Genomic DNA, 15,759 nt, shown 5'->3' with positions numbered 1-15,759 from the left:
AACGGAATTTCAGTTCGACCTATGCCGAAACGGCCGGTGCCGCTTTATCCAGCTTCGCCCGCGGTGCCAGCTTTTCTTCAGGCCGCGGTCGGCAAAACCTTCAAACATCGCGTCGGGGCTGGTCGGGTCCAGCACTTCATTGTCGGCGATAAATTGGTCGAGCGGGCCGGGCGGCACCAGGTCGAGCAGTTCGAGCGAGCGGCCGTCGCCGCGCAGCGCCTCGATCGTGTCGATCAACGAACCGGTGCGTTCATAGGATGCCGCAACCTCTGCGTCGGCAACACCCAGATGCTCGGCGAGCAGCGATGTCCGCAGGCGCGCGATCACCGGCTCTACGCCGCGATTTGCGGATAGCGCCGCGTCGATCGTCACATCACATTCGCTGTCGAGCCCCATTGATCGATTGTTGAGGTTCGACGAGCCGATCCGCAGCAAACGGTCATCGACGATCGCGGTCTTGGCGTGAACATAGATCGGATCGCCGCCCCTGGTATGCGGCACATAGACTTTCAGCCGGTCGCCGCGGCGCGATTTGGCGATCGAGCGGACCAGCTGGACCCGCGCGGCGTCCATCGCCATCTGTTCGAGCCAGCCATCGGCGGTGAGCGGCATGACCATCACGAATTCGGGCGGATCGTCTTCTTCAAGCCGCGCGGCAATCGCCGCGGCAATCGCGCCGCTCGTGAAATATTGATTCTCGAAATAGATGAAGCGCTTCGCGCCGGCGATCATGTCGAGATAGAGTTGCTCGTTCTCACGCACTTCGGCGCGGCCATCATATTCGGCGCTGGTTCGCGAAATCGCGACATCGACGTCCTTGAAATCTGCTTCGAGGTCTTTGGGCCAATTTTCGCCCGCCCCGCTGAGATCGCGGAGTGGTTTGTTCGTGGCGCGCTGCCAGCGTTCGTTGCCGAGGTCGGCAAGCGCGGTGCCGATCGGCCCCGACAGGATCATCGTCGAATCGTGCCACGGCATATAGGGTTTGCCATCGGGACCGGTCCGCCGCGGATCATCATCGACATGATCGCGCGTGTCCCACCGCGCCGAACTGACGTCGATGCCGCCGCACACCGCCAGATGATCGTCGAACACCGCGACTTTCTGGTGATGGCTGCACCCGACCGGATGCGCGCTGTCGAGGCGGAAGCTGATCGACTTCGTCATTTTCCAGCGCAGGATCATGCCGACGATCGACGGGACGAAAAGATGCTTCAGGCCGCCGAAGTTCCAGCGCAATATGTCGATATCACGCTGGGGTCGGTCTTTCGCGAGGCGGAGCAGATAATGGCCGAGCGATTCGCCTTTGCCCTTTGCATCGGGGATCAGGGGGATGCGCGGATCGAAATCCCAGCCGATCAGCAGGATGCGTTCCTTCGCCCCCGCCATCAACCGTTCGAGCAGCGCATAATAGTCGGCGGCATCGACGATCATCCGCGCCTTGTTGGCGCGTTCGATGCGCCAGCAATTGCGGCCTTCAATGACGATCGGGACCAATGCCCCCTGGCTTGCCGGCGTGCTCATCGCCCACGCCACGCACGGCGCGGGCGATGGTTCCGGCGGGCCCGATCAGGCGGCGTAAAATTGCTCGGGCGTCAGCGCCATCATCGCTTCACTGCCCGCTTCGATCTTGCGGCGCAGCGACCCGGCGTCGGGCAGGAATCGTTCGCCGAAATGGCGCATGGTGACCAGCTTGGCTTCGAGGAACGGCTTGTTGCCGCGCCCTTCCGCGAGTGCTTTCCCGGCCGCTTCGGCCATCATCAGCCACATCGATCCCAGTGCGACGATTCCCATGATGTGCATATAATGGTGCGCGCCGGCGCCGATGTTGTTCGGGTTGACCATGCCGTTCTGCATGAACCACATCGTCGCCGCCTTGAGCTCGCCGTTCGCCTTTTCGAGCCGACCGGCAAAGTCGGCGAGCGCTTCATTGTCTTTGGCGCGGCCGCATTCGGCATCGATGATCGCAAAGAACGCCTGGATCGCGCGCCCGCCATTCTGTGCCAGCTTGCGCCCGACCAGATCCATCGCCTGAACGCCGTTCGCGCCTTCATAGATCATCGTGATGCGGGCATCGCGGACATATTGGCTCATGCCATGTTCCTCGATGTAGCCGTGGCCGCCGAACACCTGCTGCGCGTTGGTCGCGACGTCATAACCCTTGTCGGTGCCATAGCCTTTGATCACCGGGGTGAGCAGACTGACGAGGTCGTCGGCTTGCTGGCGTTCTTCCTCGGTCTCGGCGACATGCGCCAGATCAACCTGCAAGGCGCCCCACAGGCACAGCGCGCGCAGTCCTTCGACGGTGGCCTTGGCATCCATCAGCATGCGGCGGACGTCGGGATGGACGAACAGCGGGTCGGCCTTTTCCTGCGGATCGGCAGGGCCGGTGAGCGCGCGGCCCTGACGGCGGTCCTGCGCATAGGCGACGGCATTCTGGAACGCGATGTCGGCTTGCCCCAGCCCCTGGATGCCGACGCCGAGGCGCGCCGCGTTCATCATCACGAACATCGCGGCAAGGCCCTTATTCTCCTCGCCGACCATCCAGCCCTTGGCGCCGTCATAGTTCATCACGCAGGTCGAATTGGCATGGATTCCCATCTTGTGCTCGATCGACCCGCATTGCAGCGTGTTGCGGTCGCCCAACGAGCCGTCGTCGTTGACCAGGAACTTGGGCACGATGAACAGCGAGATGCCCTTGACGCTGTCGGGTGCGTCGGGGGTCTTGGCGAGCACCAGGTGGACGATGTTGTCGGTCAGGTCATGCTCACCCGACGAAATGAAGATCTTGGTTCCGGTGACGTCATAGCTGCCGTCACCGTTCGGCACCGCGCGGGTACGGATCAGGCCAAGGTCGGTGCCGCAATGCGGTTCGGTCAGGTTCATCGTCCCGCCCCACTCGCCCGAAATCATCCGCGGCGCATAAAGCGCCTTCTGCTCGTCCGATCCCTTGACCAGGATCGCCGCGACCGCCGCCTGGGTCAGCCCCGGATACATCGCAAAGGCCTGGTTCGCCGCCATGCGATATTCTTCGACCGGAAAGCCGACGACATGTGGCAGCCCCTGACCGCCGAATTCTTCGGGCTGGGTCAGCAGCGTCCAGCCGGCGTCACAATAGGCCTTATAGGCTTCTTGGAAGCCCTTGGGCGTGGTTACCGATCCATCGTCGTGGCGCGTGCAGCCTGCCAGATCGCCCGACTGGTTGATCGGGAACAGCACTTCCTCGCAAAATTTGCCGGCTTCGGTCAGCACCGCCTCGATCATATCGGGGGTCGCGTTGGCGAAACCGGGCAGGTTCGCATAACGCTCGACCCCCAGCACGTCGTTGAGGAGGAAAAGGCTGTCTTGCACAGGCGCGCGATAGACGGGCATGGGATATCCTTCTGAAAATCAGGTTCGCAATGTCACTTGCCTGGGGAGAGGCTCAACCGACCTTTTGGCCGGCGTCGACTTTCTTCACCATATCGATGAACCGCGACAATTCTTCGACAGCGCTGTCGATATCGTCGCGCTGCCGCTGCAACAAGCCAATGCGCTGTTCGCATTTCTCGATCGTTACCTGCCGTTGCAGCTTGCGACCATCGCCGACGTCGTACAGGTCGATCATCTCGCGGATGTCGGCCAGGCTGAAGCCCGTCCGCTTCGCCCGCAATATCCACGCCAGCCGGGCGCGGTCACGTTTCGAATAGATGCGCGACAATCCCTTGCGCGACGGGCTGATCAGCCCTTCATCCTCATAAAAACGCAGCGCACGTGCGGTGACGCCGAACTCGGTCGACAAGTCGGTGATGCTGAATTGTTCGCGCCCCAGGTGATCGGGCGTATCGATATGGGCGTGGCCATATGGTTCGGTCATGCCGATGAAACTAGTTTCCGTTGACGTGAACGTCAAGACCGGCAAATCGGCCTATTTTGGGGCCGGTCGGACCCCGCAGGGCTGGTGCATATTGCCCTGTCGATCACGGATCTGCAAGCCCCGCGCATCGTCGGCCGACCAGCTGGCGCGCGGCAGCCGTAAACCCGACAGCGAGGCGCGGGCGGGGCAGAGCGTGGCGCATTGTGGCGGCAAGCTTCCGGGAAGGCGCAGCTCGTCCTCCTCCTCATGAACCAACGCCTCGCAGCCATCGGTGCCGGCGAAGCGCAGCCGCCAACCGCCGTGATCGCGCGTCATGGTGCCGCTTGCCGGGCAGGACAGGGTGGCGCCGAACGCCGCGGTGACCGCAAAGCGCCACTGCCCTGCCCCGTCGGGCACGACGCACATCGCGTCGCGCCCCAGATCGTGGGTGCGTTCAAACACCCCGACCGGCGATGTAGGATCGGCCCGGACGACGCCGCGCTCGCGGGCCGCCTGCTCCAGCGGGTTGTCGGCGTCGATCCCCTGCCCGCTGTTGCCCGAGGTCGGTCGCTCGCACCCGGCGAGCAACAGCGCCGCACATGCCAGCGCGGCGCTAGCCCTGTGCATCGTCGGTCAGGAAGGTCAGGCTGCCATCGGCTTCGACGCGGCGATAAAAACAGCTCCGCCGTCCGGTGTGGCAGGCCGGGCCGGCGGGTGTCACGCGCAGCAGCAGCGCATCCTGATCGCAATCGACGCGCATCTCGACCAGCGTCAATCCGTTGCCCGACGTTTCGCCCTTGCGCCACAGCGCGCCGCGCGAGCGCGACCAGAAATGCGCCTGCCCCGTCGCCTGCGTCCGCTCGATCGCTTCGGCATTCATATGCGCGACCATCAACAGCACCCCGGTGTCCGCATCGGTGACGATCGCGGTCACCAGCCCTGCCGCGTCGAACCGCGGAATGAAGTGGTCGGCGGTGTCGCGCTGATCGTCCATGTCCCGCGCCTTAGAGCAGGATCAAAGCCCCTGTCACCCCGTCGTTCGCAGGCGCGATGACAATATCGTGAATATGGGGGCGACATTTGCGATTGCCGTCCCTATATGCGCGCCAGTCACTGCCCTCGCTGCTGGACCATCATGCTCACCACACACCCCTTCGACGACGACAAACTCCGCGAGGAGTGCGGCGTCTTTGGTATTCATGGCGCCGACAGCGCCGCCGCGGTCGTCGCGCTGGGGCTGCACGCCCTGCAGCACCGTGGACAGGAAGCCGCAGGCATTACCGCCTTTGACGGCAAGGAATTCCACACGCATCGCGCGATGGGCCATGTCGCGGGCAATTTCGACCGCGACGAGATCATGCGCCAGTTGCAGGGCGGATCGGCGATCGGCCATGTCCGCTATTCAACGACCGGCGAGACCGCGCTGCGCAACGTCCAGCCGCTGTTCGCCGACCTGTCCACCGGCGGCTTTGCGGTCGCGCATAACGGCAATATTTCCAATGCGACGGCGCTCAAAAAATTGCTCGTTCGCCGCGGCTCGATCTTTCAATCGACCAGCGATACCGAGGTGATCATCCATCTTGTCGCGACGTCTAGCTATCGGTCACTGATCGACCGCTTCATCGACGCGCTGAAACAGGTCGAGGGCGCCTATTCGCTGATCTGCCTCACCGCCGAGGGAATGATCGGGTGCCGCGATCCACTCGGGATCCGCCCGCTCGTCATCGGCAAGCTGGGCGATGCGCATATTCTGGCATCGGAAACCGTGGCGCTCGACGTTGTTGGCGCTGAATTTGTCCGCTCGGTCGAGCCCGGCGAACTGGTGATCATCCGCGACGGTCAGCTGAAATCGCATCGGCCCTTTGCGTCGCAATCGGCGCGGCCGTGCATCTTTGAATATGTCTATTTCTCACGCCCCGACTCGATCGTCGATGGCACCAGCGTCTATTCGGTCCGCAAGGCGATCGGCGCCGAACTGGCGCGCGAAAACCCGGTCGATGCCGACCTGATCATCCCCGTCCCCGATTCGGGCACCCCTGCGGCGATCGGTTATGCGCAGGAATCGGGTATCCCGTTCGAACTCGGGATCATCCGCTCGCACTATGTCGGCCGCACCTTCATCCAGCCGGGCGACAAGGTTCGTCACCTGGGCGTCAAGTTGAAGCACAACGCCAACCGCGCGCTGATCGCGGGCAAGCGGATCGTGCTGATCGACGATTCGATCGTCCGCGGCACGACGAGCCTGAAAATCGTGCAGATGATGCGCGATGCCGGCGCCGCCGAGGTCCATATGCGGATCGCCAGCCCGCCGACCCAGCACAGCTGCTTTTACGGCGTCGACACCCCTGAGCGCGCCAAGCTGCTGGCGGCGCAGATGACCGTCGGGCAGATGGCGAATTTCATCAATGCCGACAGCCTGTCGTTCGTCACCATCGACGGCCTGTACCGCGCACTGGGCGAAGCAAAGCGCAGCGACGACGCGCCGCAATATTGCGATGCCTGCTTTACCGGCGACTATCCGACCACCCTGACCGATTTCGACGAGCATGGGCTGGAAGATCAATTTTCGCTGCTTGCCGAACGGGTTGTCTGACACCATGACGATGAAGACTGAAGAATTGGCGGGCCAGGTTGCGCTCGTCACCGGGGCCAGCCGTGGCATCGGCGAAGCGATCGCCGAAGCGCTGGCGGCGCGCGGCGCGCATGTCGTGATCACCGCGCGCACGGCGGGCGGGCTCGAAGCGCTCGAAGACCGCATCCACGCGGCGGGCGGCGCCGCGACGATCGCCCCGCTCGACCTGACCGACGGCGACAGCATTGCGCGCCTTGCCAGCGCGATGGCCGAACGCTGGCAACAGCTCGACATGCTGGTGCTCAACGCCGCAATGCTCGGCACGCTGACTCCGGTGGCCGCGATCGACGGCAAGGAATTCAACAAGCTGCTGACGCTGAACCTGATCGCGCAGCAGGCGCTGATCGCCAATTTCGACCCGCTGCTGCGCCGCGCCGCGAACGGCCGCCTGCTCGCACTGTCGAGCGGCGTCGCCCGGACCCCGCGCGCCTATTGGGGCGCTTATGCGGCGTCGAAGGCGGCGTTCGAGACGCTGGTCACCAGCTATGGCGCCGAAATGCGCAATATTTCGACCGTCCGCACCGCGATCCTCGATCCCGGCGGCACCCGGACCCAAATGCGCGCGCGCGCCTATCCCGGTGAAGATGCCCAGAGCATCAAAGAACCCGCAGCGGTCGGCGAATTTGTCGCCGGGCTGATGGTCGACGGCTTTGACAGCACCGCGTTCCACGCACTGCCCAAGGTCATGGAAAAGGCTTAACGCCATCTTTGTTTTCCTGCACTAAGGCAGCCGGATAAGACGGGTTGGCAAGGGCGCAGCTATGACCAAGGATATTTTGCGATCGGCGATCGCCGCCGTGATCGGCATCGTCGTCGCATTCGGGCTGATCTGGCTGGCCCAATATGCCGGCAGCGAATTTTCGCCCGCCGAATATGACATCGACACCGGCGAGATATTGATCCCGATCGGATCGACGATTGCGCTGATCGTCGGCTGGTTCATCGGCACCTTCGCCGGTGCCTGGCTCGCCATGCGCATCTCGGCAGGCACCGGTGCGGGATGGATCGTCGCCGGGTCGGTGATCGGTGCCGCGCTCTACCGCGCCGTGACCCTTGCCGACACCTGGTGGATCATGGCGCTGGGCGTCGCGGTTCCGCTTGCTGCGGTGTGGTTGGCGCAGCGGGCGGCGAGTATGATCGCCGAGTAGAAACTCGTTTGCGTTTTAAGGGCGGCGGCGCGCAATTTCACAATCGTCATTGCGAGCGAAGCGAAGCAATCCAGAGCGGGTTACGCGGGCGCTGGATTGCCGCGTCGCTTCGCTCCTCGCAATGACGGAGCTATTTTAGTTGACCAGCGCGTTCTATTTCGCCTCCCCATCCACCGCCGCCTGCACGCTCTTGTAAAACGCTTCGCGCGCCGCGCCGACGCCCTCGGGATCGGTTGCCGTCGGCCAGTTGCCGTTCGACGCGATCACCAGCTTGCGCTTGGGATCGATGAAGATGCCCTGGCCGAAAATGCCCTGCGCCGCATAACTGCCGTCGTCGTTGGTCCACCATTGATAGCCATAGCCGCGCCCCGGCTGGTCGATCCCCGCCTGTTTGGTGGTCGCAGCCGTCATCCAGTCATCGGGAACGACCTTCTGACCGCCGGCAACGCCGCCGTTCAACATGAATTGGCCGAAGCGCGCATAATCCTTGAGGCTCGCCGACATGCAGCAGCCGCTGATTTCGTGCCCGGTGGCGCCCAGCATCCACACCGCATCCTGTTCCATCCCGAACGGTTTCCAGACCTTTTCGGACAGATATTGCGACAGCGTCTTGCCCGTCGCGCTCGACACCAGCACCCCGATCAAATTGGTCTCGCCGGTCTTGTACACCCACTTCGACCCCGCCGGCGCTTCGCGCGGCAAGGTTTTCATATAGCTGACAGTTATGTCTTCGCCCGCGACCGGTTTTTGCATATTGAACTGCGCGACGTCGGATTTCGGATCGGTATAATCCTCGTTCCATTTGACGCCCGAGGTCATCGTCAGCAACTGCCGCACCGACACGTCGTCATAGGCCGAACCCTTGAGCCCCGGGATATAGACCGTCACCTTATCGTCGAGGCTCTTGATATAGCCGTCCTTCACCGCCGCCCCGACGAGGGTCGAGGTGAAGCTCTTGGCCACCGAAAAACTCGTCCAGCGCCCCGCGGCGCCATAGCCAAGCGCATATTTCTCCAGCCGGATCTTGCCATCCTGGACGATGATCAACCCGGCGTTGCGCTGTTTCGCCATATAGGCATCGACATCGGCGCCAAGGTCGAGCGGCTGCCCCTGCGGCAGCGGATACACCCCGTCACCCGCCTCAACCGTGTTGACGACGACCTTGGGCACGGTCTCCATCGTGCGGAAAGCGGCGTCGCGTTGATCCTGGGTCCAGAACAGCACATTCATATCCTTTGGCAGCGTGTCTGCAGTCGGGGCGGAAGCGGGCGCATTGCACCCCGTCGTCGCGGCGCACAAAAGCGCCGCTACCAGATATCGTCGCATAACTCCCTCCCCTGTTTTCAGGCTGTTTTTTCCAGCGTGACTTGCGCGACATCGATGCCGCCGCCGCGAAAGCCACCTTCGCAATATTGCAGATAATAGCGCCAGAGCCGCACGAAGCGATCATCGAAGCCCGACGGCAGTTGGTCAGCAGCGACCGCCGCGTCGAAGCGTTCGCGCCACTGGCGCAGCGTTTCGGCATAATCGTCGCCGAACCGGTGGACATCGCGCCACGCCAGCCCCCGGGCCTCGGCGAGCGCGCGAAACCGGCTTTCGGAGATCAGGCAGCCACCCGGGAAGATATACGCCTGGATGAAATCGCTGCTCACCGCATAGCGTTCGAACAGCGCGTCGTTGATCAGGATATACTGGATCGCCGCCTTGCCCCCCGGACGCAGCAAGCGGGCGATCGCGTCGAGATAGGCCGGCCAATAGGCCTGCCCCACCGCTTCGACCATTTCGACGCTGGCGATCGCGTCATAGGGGCCCTGCGCGTCGCGATAGTCGCAGATTTCGATGCGCGAGCGCCCCGACAGATCGATCGCGGCAAGCCGCGCGTCGGCGACTTCGGCCTGTGACGGCGACAGCGTGATCCCGGTGTAGAGCACATCGTGACGCTCGACCGCGCGTTCGGCCAATGCGCCCCAGCCGCAACCGATTTCCAGCAGGCGACTGCCCGACCGCAAGTCCAGCCGGTCAAGGATCGCATCGACCTTGGCCGCCTGTGCCTCGTCCAGCGACTGCCCCGGATCGGTGAACAATGCGCTGGAATAATTCATCGCTTGGTCGAGCCACAAGCGATAGAAATCATTGCCCAAATCATAGTGAGCATGGATGTTTCGCCGGGCGCCGCGGCGGTTGTTGCGACGAAGGCCATGGACCGCCTTGTTTACCCAGCGCAGCGGCCCCCGCGCCCGCGCCACATCGCCCAGCATCTCGCCGTTGCGCATGAACAGGTCGAACAGCGGCACCGGATCGGGCGATGTCCACTCGCCCGCGTCCCAGGCGCGATACCAGCCGACCGATCCTGACAGCGCGAGGCGCACCAGCGACGCCCAACTCTGCAAATGAACAACCGCCACCGGCCCCTTGCCGCGGCCGCCGAGCAGCCGCACGCTGCCGTCGGGCAAATGCGCCTCGATCGTCCCGAGCGCGAGCCCCGCGTCGATCCGGTCGAGCAGCCGGTGAAACAGGTTCGCGGGCGCCAGCGCCAACAGCCGTGCCAACAACCCGCCGGTGCGATAAGCGCGATCAGCGCGAAGCAATTCCTTGCCACGGCGCGGGCTGACATGCGTGTTCATCGTGTCTTTCTGCCCCAAAGTCCGGCGCCTGACAATCAGTTGCCGCGCGCCTTCATGACGTCATAAGCGGCCAGCGCGCGTTCGCGGGCTTCGCGGTGACCGATGATCTTGGCGGGGTAGCTGCGCGGTCGCTGTCCATAGCTGTCGGGGTCGTGGATCGCGGGCTCGGTAACGTCGGCAAGTTCGGGCACCCAATAGCGGATATAGGCCGCGGCATCGAATTTTTCCGACTGCGTCAGCGGCGCCATTATGCGCGGGAACATATTGCTGTCGACGCCGCTGCCCGCCACCCACTGCCAGTTCACCGCGTTCGATCCATAGTCCGCATCGACCAGCGTGTCCCAGAACCATTGCTCGCCCTGCCGCCAGTCGATCAGCAGATGCTTGATCAGGAAGCTGGCGGCGATCATCCGCACCCGGTTGTGCATCCACCCCGTCGCCCACAGCTGGCGCATCCCGGCATCGACAATCGGATAGCCGGTGCGGCCCTGTTGCCAGGCCGCCAGGTCGGCATCGGCCTTGCTGCCGCTGCGCCACGGCAAATCATCGTCAAAGGCCGGGCGCGCGCTGCGCCCGCCATAATCCGGGAATTGCAGGATGATATTCTGGGCATAGTCGCGCCAGCCGATCTCGCCCAGAAACACATCGACCGAGCCCCCGGCGTCGGCGGTGCGATGCCAGATGGCGGCCGGCGACACCTCACCGAAATGGAGGTGCGGCGACAGGCGTGAGCTACCCTCTTGCGACGGCAGGTTGCGGCAGCGGTCATAATCGGACGCGGCGTCGATGAAATCGACCACACGCGTGCGCGCACCCGCCTCGCCCGGTTGCCATTCGGCGGCAAAACCGGTGGCCCAGTCGGGCATAGTCGGCCGCAAATTCCAGTCGGCCAGTACGTCCGACACCGGCCATGCCCCCGACGTCGCAATATCGCGCGGCGCTTCCAGCGGGTTCGCCGGCGGCATCTGCTCCTTCAGCGCGCGCCAGAAGGGGGTGTAAATCTTGTAGGGTGTGCCGCCACCGGTGGTCAGCGATCCGGGCGGCAGCAGGTAATTGCCGTCATGGCAAATCAGGTCGAGTCGCTTCGCCACCGCCTTTTCCGCGTTACGCCACCATGGCTCGTAATGGCGGAGGCAATACACCCGACGCGCGCCGGTTTCTTCGGCAATCTGAGCCAGTTGTTCCTCGCACTTGCCGCGCCGCAATATCAAGCGCGATCCTTTTTCGCGCAAGCTGGCATCGAGGCTGGCGAGGCTGTGGTGCAGCCACCAGCGCGACGCCGCGCCCATGCGGCGATGCCGGGGCGTCTCGTCGTCTAGGATGAAGACCGGGATGACCGGACCTTCGGCGGCCGCAGCGATCAGCGCCGCCTGATCCGACAGGCGCAGGTCGCGGCGGAACCACAGAATAGTCGGCGGGGTCATTCGTCGTGAGTGGCGGTGTCGGGCGCCGTCAGCCGCGCCTGAAACCGGTCCTGCGCCAGCGGATGCATGAAGCGCTGGTCGCGCAGCAGGATCGCATCACCATCGGCCTGCGCCACCGGCATCCGCGCCCAGAACAGGAAGGCGCGGGCGTCGGGGTCGCCCATCAGCCATGTTTTCAGGCGCGGGTCGTCCATCCCGGTCGGCTGCCCACTGATGTCCAGATTTCCGCCCACGCCAGGCGTAAAGCTCCCGTTCCCATAACGCTCTGCGGTGCGCCAGAAGACATCGCGCTGCCAGAAGGCCAGCGGCGGCGGGCTGGCGACAACCAGGGCGCCGCGATGCCCGCTCGCTGCCAGCGCGCTCGCAGTCGTCCGTTCGGCGGCGCCGGTGATCAGGCCATTGGCGAAGATATAGGCGCAAACCGCCGTGAAACCGACCCATGCGGGCCGCTGCCAATGGCCCGCGCCAGCGCGCTCGCGGCGCAGCGACAGCCACACCGACAGGCCCAGCGCGATCCATATCCACAGGTCGATGATGAAGATCGTATCGCCATAAAACCATTGCGACGAAAAGGGTTCGAGCAGGCGGATGCCGTAATTGTTGAGCCAGTCGAGCGCCGGGTGGCTGAAGCAACCGATATAGGCGAGCGCGAGCAACCAGCCCTTGTCGATCGGCGGCCGTGCTGCGGGACGCTTGCCGCGCCTCGTCTGCCAGCGATCGAAGGCGAGCATCGCCGCCCACAGCAGGATCGGCAGCACGACCAGCGCGATCGGGCCATGGGTGATGCCGCGCCGAAAGCCCAGATGCTGAATCCCGTCGAGCCAGGCGAGACACGCCGCATCCACGTCGGGCAGGTTGGCCGCCAGAATCAGCGTCGGGATCGCCAACCCGGTTTTCTTTTTGAGCCCCATCTGGCCGAGAACCGCGCCAACGAGGCTGTGCGTCAGATTATCCATCGCCGCTTGGTGGCGTGGATCGGGCCGCTTTGCAATGCGCTATGCGGACCGGTTCACGCTCCGCATAGCCAAAGCCGGTTGCGCTGGCGTTACAGGTCGGGGCCGCCCTCGGTCACCGTCCACGTCTGCCCTTTTTTCAGCAGGCTCTGCAGATCGGCGGTCTTGCCTTCGGCGGCCGCCGCATTCTGGCGCCAGACATCGGCCTCGAAGGTCGGGCGCGGATCGTCGTAGAGGACGCCGAGCGCCATCGGGAATTCACCGAAGCGCATTTCGACCAACATATGCGCGACGCTGCGGTTGGTGACGTCGTGGACGATGACCCCGGCGGACTGCCAGTCGCCATCGACGACATCGACGGTCTTGAGGTGCAACGCCTCGGCGTCGAGCGCGATGCCCTTGGTGCCCTTGGCATAGAGCATCGGTTCGCCATTCTCGAGCCAGAGCTGGCGATCCTCGGCGCCTTTCGGTGCCGCAAAATCCTCGAACACGTCTTTATTATAGACGATACAGTTCTGGAAAATCTCGATAAATGCCGCGCCCTTGTGGGCATGGGCCGCTTTCAACACCTCGGGCAGCTTTTTTGACACGTCAAAGCCGCGCGCCACGAACCGCGATCCGGCACCGAGCGCGAAGGCGGCGGGCTGCGCCGGACGGTCGACCGAGCCATAGGGGGTCGACGGGCTGGTCGTGCCAACGCGGCTGGTCGGCGAATATTGCCCCTTGGTCAGCCCGTAAATCTCGTTGTTGAACAACATGATCTGGCAATCGAGATTGCGGCGGATCAGGTGCATCGTGTGGTTGCCGCCGATCGACAGCCCGTCGCCGTCGCCGGTGACGATCCACACATCGAGGTTCGGATTGGCGAGCTTCAGCCCGGTCGCGAACGCCGGCGCACGGCCGTGGATCGTGTGGAAGCCATAGGTTTCCATATAATAGGGAAAGCGCGAAGAGCAGCCGATGCCGCTGATGAACACGGTATTTTCGGGCGTCGTGCCGATTTCTGGCATCGTGCGCTGCACCGCCTTCAGGATCGCATAGTCGCCGCAGCCGGGGCACCAGCGGACTTCCTGATCGGTTTCCCAATCCTTCAGCGTCGTGGTGCGGGCGATGGTCGTCATCTCGTTCACTTGAGTGCCTCCTCGATGGCGGCTTCGATCTCAGCGATCGTGAAGGGCTGGCCCGACACCTTGTTCACCGGCTGGGCATCGACCAGATATTGGTCGCGCAGCACGGTCTTGAGCTGGCCGGTGTTCATTTCGGGCACGATGACCTTGTCATAGCTTTTGAGCAGCGCGCCCAGATTGGCGGGCAGCGGCCAGATATGGCGGATATGGACGTGGCTGACGTCGAGCCCCTCGGCGCGTTTGCGGCGCACCGCCTGATGGATCGGGCCAAAGGTCGAGCCCCAGCCGACGACCGCGAGCTTGCCGCCCTCGGCGCCGAGTTCGACGACCTGATCGGGCACCGCGATGCCGTCGATCTTGGCCTTGCGAATGTCGGTCATCGCCTGGTGGTTCGACGCTTCGTAATTGATGTGGCCGGTGTCGATTTCCTTCTCGATCCCGCCGATCCGGTGAAGCAGCCCGGGCGTCCCGGGCTTGACCCACGGACGCTTGAGCTTTTCGTCGCGGCCATAGGGCTTGAACCCGCCTTCGGGCACCTCGGTCAGGAACTCGACCGGGAATGCCTCGTAAGTCGTGAGATCAGGCACCGCCCAGGGTTCAGCAGCGTTGGCGATATAGCCGTCGGTGAGCAGCATCACCGGGGTCATATATTGCACCGCGATCCGCACCGCCTCGACCGCGCATTCAAACGCATCGCCGGGCGATCGCGCGGCAATGACGGGCATCGGGGCATCGCCGTTGCGGCCATAGACCGCCTGATACAGGTCCGATTGTTCGGTCTTGGTCGGCAGGCCGGTCGACGGGCCGCCGCGCTGCGAATTGACGATGACCAGCGGCAGCTCGGTCATGATCGCCAGGCCCATCGCCTCGCCCTTCAGCGCGATCCCCGGCCCCGACGAGCTGGTGACGCCGAGCGAGCCGGCATAGCTCGCGCCGATCGCCGAGCAGATCGCGGCGATTTCGTCCTCGGCCTGGAAGGTTGTGACGTCATATTCCTTGAGCCGCGACAGATGGTGGAGGATCGCCGACGCCGGAGTGATCGGATAGCCGCCGAAGAACATCGGCAGCTTTGCCAACTGCGCCCCCGCGACAAGGCCGAGCGCGATGCCCTCAGCACCAGTGAGCGTGCGATACAGCCCCGGCGCGACGGGCGCGGGATCGACATGGTGTTGCTGGAGCGGCCCGGCCAGCTCCGCAGTCTCGCCATAAGCATGGCCGGCATTGAGCGCCGCGATATTGGCGGCGGCCAGATCGGGTGCCTTGGCGAATTTGGCATTCAACCAGTCAACGAGCGGCGCACGATCGCGATCGAACATCCAGAGCGCGAGCCCCAGCGTCCACATATTCTTGCAGCGCAGCGCTTCCTTGTTGCCAAGCCCAAAGGGCTTCACTGCATCCATGGTCAGCTGGCTGATGTTCAGCTTGAGCAACTGCCACTTCGCAAGGCTACCATCGTCGAGCGGGTTGGCGTCATATTTCGCCTTGGCGAGGTTGCGATCGTTGAACTCGCCCTCGTCGGCGATGATCAGCCCGCCCTGCTTGAGCGACGGCACATTCGTCTTGAGCGCCGCCGGGTTCATCGCGACGAGCACATCGGGCGCGTCGCCCGCGGTGTCGATCGCCGATGATCCGAAGTTGATCTGGAAGGCCGACACCCCGAACAACGTGCCCTGCGGCGCGCGGATCTCCGCCGGGAAATCGGGGAAGGTCGCAAAGTCGTTGCCCGCCAGCGCCGACGACAGGGTGAACTGACCACCGGTCAGCTGCATCCCGTCGCCGCTATCACCCGCAAATCTGACTACTACCGCATCCGAAAGGGGGGACTGCCGCTTGTCGGCTTCGTCCACTACCGCTGTCGCCATTTTATCTTCTGCCTTGAATCTTGCGAACCTGTGACGCTGGCCTAGGCCTGTGGGCGCGATGCCGCAATTCAGAAAAAATTGTGCGCTGCAAACTTCAAACGCCCAATGAGTTGCCAATTGCCATTGAATTATCGGGCGCGATGCCGAATAGCTGCGC

General features: G+C 63.8%; 14 protein-coding genes. 3 read left to right on the top strand and 11 right to left on the bottom strand.

Annotated features, from left to right (window positions below; genetic code table 11):
- Positions 1–9: 9 nt before the first annotated feature.
- From FFS68_RS02290 to hisI, 5 genes are read right to left on the bottom strand one after another with little or no spacing between them, the layout of a single operon-like run.
- Positions 10–1,521, bottom strand: coding sequence for a phospholipase D-like domain-containing protein (locus FFS68_RS02290; RefSeq protein WP_137751679.1), 1,512 nt, complete (start codon positions 1,519–1,521; stop codon positions 10–12).
- 45 nt (positions 1,522–1,566) lie between these two features.
- Positions 1,567–3,369, bottom strand: a complete 1,803-nt coding sequence (locus tag FFS68_RS02285; RefSeq protein WP_137751678.1) for an acyl-CoA dehydrogenase C-terminal domain-containing protein — start codon at positions 3,367–3,369, stop codon at positions 1,567–1,569.
- 52 nt (positions 3,370–3,421) lie between these two features.
- On the bottom strand, positions 3,422–3,853 hold the full coding sequence (locus FFS68_RS02280) for a MerR family DNA-binding transcriptional regulator (protein WP_088439096.1): 432 nt from the start codon (positions 3,851–3,853) through the stop codon (positions 3,422–3,424).
- 51 nt (positions 3,854–3,904) lie between these two features.
- Entirely contained in the window at positions 3,905–4,459 is a 555-nt protein-coding gene (locus FFS68_RS02275) for a hypothetical protein (RefSeq protein WP_137751677.1), read from the bottom strand.
- On the bottom strand, positions 4,446–4,826 hold the full coding sequence (hisI, locus tag FFS68_RS02270) for a phosphoribosyl-AMP cyclohydrolase (RefSeq protein WP_137751676.1): 381 nt from the start codon (positions 4,824–4,826) through the stop codon (positions 4,446–4,448). The genes FFS68_RS02275 and hisI overlap by 14 nt, the downstream gene beginning before the upstream one ends.
- Positions 4,827–4,967: 141 nt before the next feature.
- Between hisI and purF the strand changes: the two genes are divergently transcribed.
- From purF to FFS68_RS02255, 3 genes are all read left to right on the top strand, one after another.
- On the top strand, positions 4,968–6,425 hold the full coding sequence (gene purF, locus FFS68_RS02265) for an amidophosphoribosyltransferase (RefSeq protein ID WP_137751675.1): 1,458 nt from the start codon (positions 4,968–4,970) through the stop codon (positions 6,423–6,425).
- A gap of 10 nt (positions 6,426–6,435) precedes the next feature.
- A complete protein-coding gene (locus tag FFS68_RS02260; protein ID WP_137751769.1) occupies positions 6,436–7,164 on the top strand; it encodes an SDR family NAD(P)-dependent oxidoreductase in 729 nt (242 codons plus the stop codon).
- Between the two features lie 61 nt (positions 7,165–7,225).
- Complete coding sequence (locus FFS68_RS02255) at positions 7,226–7,612, top strand: hypothetical protein (protein ID WP_137751674.1); 387 nt, start codon at positions 7,226–7,228, stop codon at positions 7,610–7,612.
- 153 nt (positions 7,613–7,765) lie between these two features.
- Here FFS68_RS02255 and FFS68_RS02250 read toward each other — a convergent pair whose 3' ends face one another.
- The 6 genes from FFS68_RS02250 to FFS68_RS02225 form a co-directional block, all read right to left on the bottom strand.
- Positions 7,766–8,842: a serine hydrolase domain-containing protein gene (locus FFS68_RS02250; protein WP_249339990.1), complete on the bottom strand. Its 1,077-nt coding sequence runs from the start codon at positions 8,840–8,842 to the stop codon at positions 7,766–7,768.
- 113 nt (positions 8,843–8,955) lie between these two features.
- Positions 8,956–10,236, bottom strand: a complete 1,281-nt coding sequence (locus FFS68_RS02245; RefSeq protein WP_137751768.1) for a cyclopropane-fatty-acyl-phospholipid synthase family protein — start codon at positions 10,234–10,236, stop codon at positions 8,956–8,958.
- A 35-nt stretch (positions 10,237–10,271) separates the two neighbouring features.
- A complete protein-coding gene (locus FFS68_RS02240) occupies positions 10,272–11,660 on the bottom strand; it encodes a deoxyribodipyrimidine photo-lyase (protein WP_137751672.1) in 1,389 nt (462 codons plus the stop codon).
- The gene (locus FFS68_RS02235; RefSeq protein ID WP_137751671.1) at positions 11,657–12,616 is read right to left on the bottom strand and encodes a metal-dependent hydrolase; all 960 of its coding nucleotides are present in this window, start codon (positions 12,614–12,616) and stop codon (positions 11,657–11,659) included. The genes FFS68_RS02240 and FFS68_RS02235 overlap by 4 nt, the downstream gene beginning before the upstream one ends.
- Positions 12,617–12,705: 89 nt before the next feature.
- Positions 12,706–13,743 (bottom strand): 2-oxoacid:ferredoxin oxidoreductase subunit beta, encoded by a 1,038-nt coding sequence (locus tag FFS68_RS02230; RefSeq protein WP_137751670.1) that lies wholly within the window; start codon positions 13,741–13,743, stop codon positions 12,706–12,708.
- Positions 13,740–15,602, bottom strand: coding sequence for a 2-oxoacid:acceptor oxidoreductase subunit alpha (locus FFS68_RS02225; protein WP_137751669.1), 1,863 nt, complete (start codon positions 15,600–15,602; stop codon positions 13,740–13,742). The genes FFS68_RS02230 and FFS68_RS02225 overlap by 4 nt, the downstream gene beginning before the upstream one ends.
- Positions 15,603–15,759 lie beyond the last annotated feature (157 nt).

It is taken from the genome of Sphingopyxis sp. L1A2A (assembly GCF_005502465.1).
In the GTDB taxonomy this organism is placed as follows: Bacteria; Pseudomonadota; Alphaproteobacteria; order Sphingomonadales; family Sphingomonadaceae; genus Sphingopyxis.
Note: the sequence above shows the minus strand (reverse complement) of the source record. Positions and strands in the feature narration are given on the sequence as shown.

Bases quoted from the DNA above. Each gene is read 5' to 3' on its own strand.
- FFS68_RS02285 (WP_137751678.1), bottom strand. From the start codon at position 3,369: ATGCCCGTCTATCGCGCGCCTGTGCAAGACAGCCTTTTCCTCCTCAAC.
- purF (WP_137751675.1), top strand. From the start codon at position 4,968: ATGCTCACCACACACCCCTTCGACGACGACAAACTCCGCGAGGAGTGC.
- FFS68_RS02290 (WP_137751679.1), bottom strand. From the start codon at position 1,521: ATGAGCACGCCGGCAAGCCAGGGGGCATTGGTCCCGATCGTCATTGAA.
- FFS68_RS02275 (WP_137751677.1), bottom strand. From the start codon at position 4,459: ATGCACAGGGCTAGCGCCGCGCTGGCATGTGCGGCGCTGTTGCTCGCC.
- FFS68_RS02250 (WP_249339990.1), bottom strand. From the start codon at position 8,842: ATGAATGTGCTGTTCTGGACCCAGGATCAACGCGACGCCGCTTTCCGC.
- FFS68_RS02240 (WP_137751672.1), bottom strand. From the start codon at position 11,660: ATGACCCCGCCGACTATTCTGTGGTTCCGCCGCGACCTGCGCCTGTCG.
- FFS68_RS02245 (WP_137751768.1), bottom strand. From the start codon at position 10,236: ATGAACACGCATGTCAGCCCGCGCCGTGGCAAGGAATTGCTTCGCGCT.
- hisI (WP_137751676.1), bottom strand. From the start codon at position 4,826: ATGGACGATCAGCGCGACACCGCCGACCACTTCATTCCGCGGTTCGAC.
- FFS68_RS02280 (WP_088439096.1), bottom strand. From the start codon at position 3,853: ATGACCGAACCATATGGCCACGCCCATATCGATACGCCCGATCACCTG.
- FFS68_RS02235 (WP_137751671.1), bottom strand. From the start codon at position 12,616: ATGGATAATCTGACGCACAGCCTCGTTGGCGCGGTTCTCGGCCAGATG.
- FFS68_RS02260 (WP_137751769.1), top strand. From the start codon at position 6,436: ATGAAGACTGAAGAATTGGCGGGCCAGGTTGCGCTCGTCACCGGGGCC.
- FFS68_RS02255 (WP_137751674.1), top strand. From the start codon at position 7,226: ATGACCAAGGATATTTTGCGATCGGCGATCGCCGCCGTGATCGGCATC.
- FFS68_RS02225 (WP_137751669.1), bottom strand. From the start codon at position 15,602: ATGGCGACAGCGGTAGTGGACGAAGCCGACAAGCGGCAGTCCCCCCTT.